We start from the raw sequence: 5,175 nt of genomic DNA, 5'->3' as shown, positions 1-5,175 counted from the left end.
TTCGGGAACGGGCTGGGGGTCGCGGTGCTGGGGGCGGTGTTGAGTTCTCGGTTCGCTGCGGTGTCCCTGCCGGTGGGCTTGGCGGCGGCGTCTTCCGCTGAGGAGAGACGGAAGGTGACCGATTCCTTCTCTTCCGCGCTGGAGGTCAGTCAGTTGGTGGGGGCCGTCGCTGTTTTGGCCGGGGGGTTGCTTGCCGCGGCGTTGTTGTGGCGGGCGGAGCGGGCAGACTCGGAGATGGTGGTCGCCCAGTAGCTCGGGTGGCGGGTGTGCGTCGGCGGCTGTCGGTCCGTTGTGGCTGGTCGCGCAGTTCCCCGCGCCCCTAAATACTGGCCCGGGATTGAAATGCTGAGGAAGGTTCGCCATGGCCAAGACATCGCCGCCGTCAGGGCGTTCCGCGCGCACCAGTGTCTGGCTTGAGACGAAGACGCGCCGGGGCGGACGCGGGGGCCAACCCGGTCTCGACCGTACCCGCATCACCGAAGTCACGGTACGGCTGCTGGACGCCGAGGGCCTGGCCAAGTTCTCCATGCGGAGGCTCGCCGCCGAGCTGAACGTGACCGCGATGTCCGTCTACTGGTACGTCGACACCAAGGACGATCTCCTCGAACTCGCCCTGGACGCCGTCTTCGGGGAGTTGCGGTTGCCCGATCCTGAGGCCGAGGGCGAGGAGTGGCGGGACCAACTCCGCATGCTGGCAGCGGAGTACAGGGCTCTGCTGGTCCGGCACCCCTGGCTGTCGCCGCTCGCCGGTACCTTCCTCAACATCGGGCCGAACTCGCTCGAATTCTCCCGTGTCGTACAGCGCGTGATCCGGCGAACCGGGCTGCCGGAGCACGGCCTGACGGGGGCGATCTCCGCCGTCTTCCAGTTCGTGTACGGCTACGGCACGATCGAGGGCCACTTCTTCGCCCGCGTCGCCGCCACCGGCATGACCCCCGACGACTACTTCCGGCACGCCATGACGACGTTCGACGGAGCCCCGACGATCCCCGAGGTCGTGGAGGAGTCCAAGCAACTCATGGCGGCCCGGGGCGGTGACACGGTCGCGGAAATGATGGACCGGGACTTCACCTTCGCCCTGGATCTGCTGGTGGCGGGCATCGAGGCGATGGTCGAGCGTGAGAAATAGCCCGACGACCCGTACGTTCAGTCCTGGGCCAGCCGCGCCGGGAACCCGCCGGTGGCAACCGGACCCCACTTCTCAGGCGTGACCCGGATGATCGACTTCCCCTGCTTCACCATCGCCGCCCGGTACTCGTCCCAGTCCGGATGCTCCCCCGAGATGTTCCGGAAGTACTCGACGAGCGGTTCCACGGACTCCGGCGAGTCGATGACCTCGGCCGTGCCGTCGATCTGGACCCACGGGTCGTTCCACTCGTCGCTCAGGACGACGATGCTGACCCGCGGATCCCGCTTGACGTTGCGGGTCTTGGCCCGCTCGGGGTACGTGGAGACGACGATCCGCCCGGAGTCGTCCACCCCACAGGTGAGCGGCGAAGCCTGAGCGCTGCCGTCGGCCCGCCGGGTCAGCAGCAGCGCGCGATGGCGGGGTCGTACGAAGTCCAGCAACTCGGCCAGGGTGACTTTGGTGTTGGTCGCGATGTTCGGTGCCATACGTCCAGCCTAGGCGCACGGCTCCCGCCTACGCCTGCGGCAGCGACTCCCCCTGCACCGCCTGGATGTCCAGCTCGACCCGGAGTGTCGTACCGATCGCGGCGATGCCCGCCTGGACGACCTGGTTATAGTTCATCGCGAAGTCCTCGCGGTGCAGTTCCGCGGTCGCCCGGAACGCGGCGCGCGTACCGCCCCAGGGGTCGGCTCCGGTGCCGAGGTAGGCGAGGTCGAGGTCGACGGGTCGTACGACACCGTGGAGGGTCAGCTCGCCGGAGACCGTCCAGCGGTCGGAACCGGCCGGGGTGAGGCCCGTGGAGCGGTAGGTGATCTCCGGGTAGCGGGCCACGTCCAGGAAGTCCGGGGAGCGCAGGTGCTCGTCGCGCATGCCGTTCCCCGTGTCGATGGACCGGGCCCGGATGACCGCCTCCACACGGGACTTGGCGATGTCGTCCGGCGCGATCTCGACCGACGCGGTGAAGTCGGTGAAACGGCCGCGCACACTGGAGATGCCCAGGTGCTGGGCGACCGCGCCGACCGTGGAGTGGGCGGGGTCGACCGTCCACGGCCCGGGCGGCGGCAGCTCCGTACCGCCCTGCCGTGCCAGCGTCACCGTGCCGACCTCGGCCCGCCCGCTCGCGGTGACGATCGCGGTGGCGGCGGCGGGCGCGTACCCGACGGCCGTCACGATCACCGTGTACGGCCCGGGGGCCATCGGATTCGGATCCCGTACGGCCCCCTCCGCGTCCGCCTCGGCCCGCAGCACCTGCGCCCCGGTCATGTCGGTCACCGTGACGACCGCGTGCGACACGGCCCATCCGTCGCGGGTACGGATCTTCGCGGTCAGTCCCATGTCCCTCTAACTCCTTGCCGTACAGCCCTACACAGGGGACCGGCCTGCGCAACGCGCCTCCGCTCGGGACGCGTTGCACAGGCCGGGGTATCAACTACTCGCCGGGGTGGGCGAGTTCGATGTCGCGGCCGTCGGCTCCGCGGCCGTTCACCGTGACGGCGGTCGCGACCGGCGGGTAGCCCGTCGCGATCACCGTGTACTCGCCGCCGCTCAGGTCGGTGAAGGCGTACGCCCCGTCCGAACCGGTCGTGGCGGTGCCGACCACGTTGCCCGCCGCGTCCACGAGGGTGACGCGGGCGTCGGCCAGCGGGCCGTGCGGGGCGCGGACGACGCCCTGGACCTGGGCGCCGGAGTCGAGGTCGATCTCGACCCGGGTGACGCCCGTGCCGCCGACCTCGACGGGCAGCGCGCGCGGCCGGTACCCGGCGGCGTTCACCGCGACGGTCACGGCACCCGGCACCAGCTCGGCGAACGCGAACTCGCCCTGCTCACCGGTGACTCCGGTGGAGAGGAGGTCGCCGCGCACGTCCGTCACGATGACCATCGCGTCCTTGACGGGCAGCCCCGTCTCGGCCGCGCGGACGAGCCCGTTCAGGCCGCTGGTGCCGCTGAGCAGGACGTCGTAGGAGACCGGCTCGGGGCCGTTGACGACGACCGTGGAGGCCTGCGGCTGGAAGCCGTCGGCGGAGGCGATCAGGACGTAGGAGCCGACGCTCGGCGCGGCCAGCGCGTAGGAGCCGTCCGCCTGCGTGACCGAGCGGCCCAACTGGCGTCCCCCGAGGGAGATCAGCGTGACGGCGGCCTGCGGGACGGGCGCGCTCTCGGCGCCGCGGACGTAGCCGCGAAGGGGAGTTCCACTGGACACGGGGGCGGTCTCCTCCCTGGCCACCGTGGCTACGGCGGCGAGTTGCCGGGTGCCTTCGGGACCGGACTCGGTATGCGTCTCGGCGGCGGCCCAGCTCGGGGTCCGCTCCTCGACCGGCTCGGAAGCCTGTGCGGCGGCGGGGACCTCGGTCGCCGGAGCCTCAGCGGTGTCGTCCGCCGCCTGCGCCAGCGCGCCCTTGGTCCGCAACGGGACCTCCTTGATGAACAGCGTGACGAGGAAGGCGAGCAGTGCCAGGGCCGAGGCGATCAGGAAGACGTCCGCGATGCCGTGGCCGTACGCGCTCTCCATGACCGTGCGCAGCGGCGCGGGCAGCTTGTTCATGTCGGGGATGGAGTCACTGGAACTCGAACCGGAGGCCAGGGCGGCGTACTTGGGGCCGAGGCCGGCGATGCCGTCCTTGGCGTAGTCGGTGATTCGGTGGGCCATGACCGCGCCCAGCGCGGAGACGCCGACCGCACCGCCGAGGGAACGGAAGAAGGTGACCGTGGAGCTGGCCGAGCCGAGGTCGGCCGGGGCCACCTGGTTCTGCGTGGACAGCACCAGGTTCTGCATCATCATGCCGATGCCGAGACCCAGCAGAGCCATGAAGACGGCGGTCTTCCAGTAGTCCGTGTCGTACCGGATGGTGCCCAGCAGACCCAGCCCCGCCGTCAGCAGCACACCGCCGCTGACCAGCCAGATCTTCCACTTGCCCGTCCGGGTGATGAACTGGCCGGAGACGGTCGAGGAGATGAAGAGCCCGCTGATCATCGGGATCGTCATGACGCCCGACATGGTCGGGGACTTGTCCCGGGCCAGCTGGAAGTACTGGCTGAAGAAGACGGTGCCGGTGAACATCGCGACGCCCACGAACAACGAGGCGAGCGAGGACAGGGTGATGGTGCGGTTGCGGAACAGCCGCAGCGGGATGATCGGTTCGCTCGCCTTGGTCTCCACGAGCAGGAACAGCAGGCCGAGCACGATCGAGCCGCCGACCATCGCGTACGTCTGCCACGAGATCCAGTCGTACTTGTCACCGGCGAAGGTGACCCAGACCAGCAGCAGGGAGACGGCGGCGGAGATGAAGAACGCACCGCCCCAGTCGACCTTCACCTCGCGCTTGACGACCGGCAGGTGCAGGGTCTTCTGGAGCACGATCAGCGCGATGATCGCGAACGGCACACCGACGTAGAAGCACCAGCGCCAGCCGAGCCACGAGGTGTCGGTGATGACGCCGCCGAGCAGCGGGCCGCCGACGGTGGCGACGGCGAAGGTCGCACCGAGGTAGCCGGAGTAGCGCCCGCGCTCACGCGGGGAGATCATCGCGGCCATCACGATCTGCGCGAGGGCGGACAGACCGCCGACGCCGACGCCCTGCACGACCCGGCAGGCGATGAGCATGCTGGGGTTCTGGGACAGACCGGCGGCGGCGGAGCCCAGCACGTAGACGACGAGGGCTATCTGTACGAGCGCTTTCTTGCTGTACAGGTCGGAGAGCTTGCCCCACAGAGGCGTGCTCGCGGTCATGGCCAGCAGCGAGGCCGTGACGACCCAGGTATAGGCGGACTGGCCGCCGCCCAGGTCGCCGATGATCTTGGGGAGTGCGTTGGTGACGATCGTCGACGACAGGATCGCGACGAACATTCCGAGCAGCAGCCCGGAGAGCGCCTCCATGATCTGCCGGTGCGTCATCGGAGCGCCGTCGGGTGACGGTCCTCCGTGCTTGGCGTGAGCCCGCACACCGGCTGGTGTGGTCGTGGCCATGGGCTTCCTTCTCTTCCGTGCTTATGCGGGTGTACGGGTGATGCGTTCGAGTTCGTGGTGGGGGGAGTGGGGGGTCATGGGG

4 protein-coding genes and 1 pseudogene are annotated in these 5,175 nt (G+C 69.7%); 2 read left to right on the top strand and 3 right to left on the bottom strand.

The features are described from left to right. Positions 1-252 (top strand): annotated as a pseudogene (locus AC31A1_RS46215) (MFS transporter); the annotation flags it as partial. Between the two features lie 109 nt (positions 253-361). Then, positions 362-1,129: a TetR/AcrR family transcriptional regulator gene (locus AC31A1_RS46210; RefSeq protein ID WP_489659064.1), complete on the top strand. Its 768-nt coding sequence runs from the start codon at positions 362-364 to the stop codon at positions 1,127-1,129. Between the two features lie 17 nt (positions 1,130-1,146). Here AC31A1_RS46210 and AC31A1_RS46205 read toward each other — a convergent pair whose 3' ends face one another. The 3 genes from AC31A1_RS46205 to AC31A1_RS46195 form a co-directional block, all read right to left on the bottom strand. After that, positions 1,147-1,614, bottom strand: a complete 468-nt coding sequence (locus AC31A1_RS46205) for a PPOX class F420-dependent oxidoreductase (protein WP_489659063.1) — start codon at positions 1,612-1,614, stop codon at positions 1,147-1,149. Positions 1,615-1,642: 28 nt separating this feature from the next. Next, a complete protein-coding gene (locus tag AC31A1_RS46200) occupies positions 1,643-2,464 on the bottom strand; it encodes a YceI family protein (RefSeq protein WP_489659062.1) in 822 nt (273 codons plus the stop codon). 94 nt (positions 2,465-2,558) lie between these two features. Beyond that, complete coding sequence (locus AC31A1_RS46195) at positions 2,559-5,021, bottom strand: MFS transporter (protein WP_489659065.1); 2,463 nt, start codon at positions 5,019-5,021, stop codon at positions 2,559-2,561. Positions 5,022-5,175: the final 154 nt, after the last annotated feature.

It is taken from the genome of Streptomyces sp. P5F9, from assembly GCF_057961495.1.
Note: the sequence above shows the minus strand (reverse complement) of the source record. Positions and strands in the feature narration are given on the sequence as shown.

Excerpts from the sequence above, each read along its gene's own strand:
- AC31A1_RS46210 (WP_489659064.1), top strand. The coding sequence starts at position 362 with ATGGCCAAGACATCGCCGCCGTCAGGGCGTTCCGCGCGCACCAGTGTC.
- AC31A1_RS46205 (WP_489659063.1), bottom strand. The coding sequence starts at position 1,614 with ATGGCACCGAACATCGCGACCAACACCAAAGTCACCCTGGCCGAGTTG.
- AC31A1_RS46200 (WP_489659062.1), bottom strand. The coding sequence starts at position 2,464 with ATGGGACTGACCGCGAAGATCCGTACCCGCGACGGATGGGCCGTGTCG.
- AC31A1_RS46195 (WP_489659065.1), bottom strand. The coding sequence starts at position 5,021 with ATGACGCACCGGCAGATCATGGAGGCGCTCTCCGGGCTGCTGCTCGGA.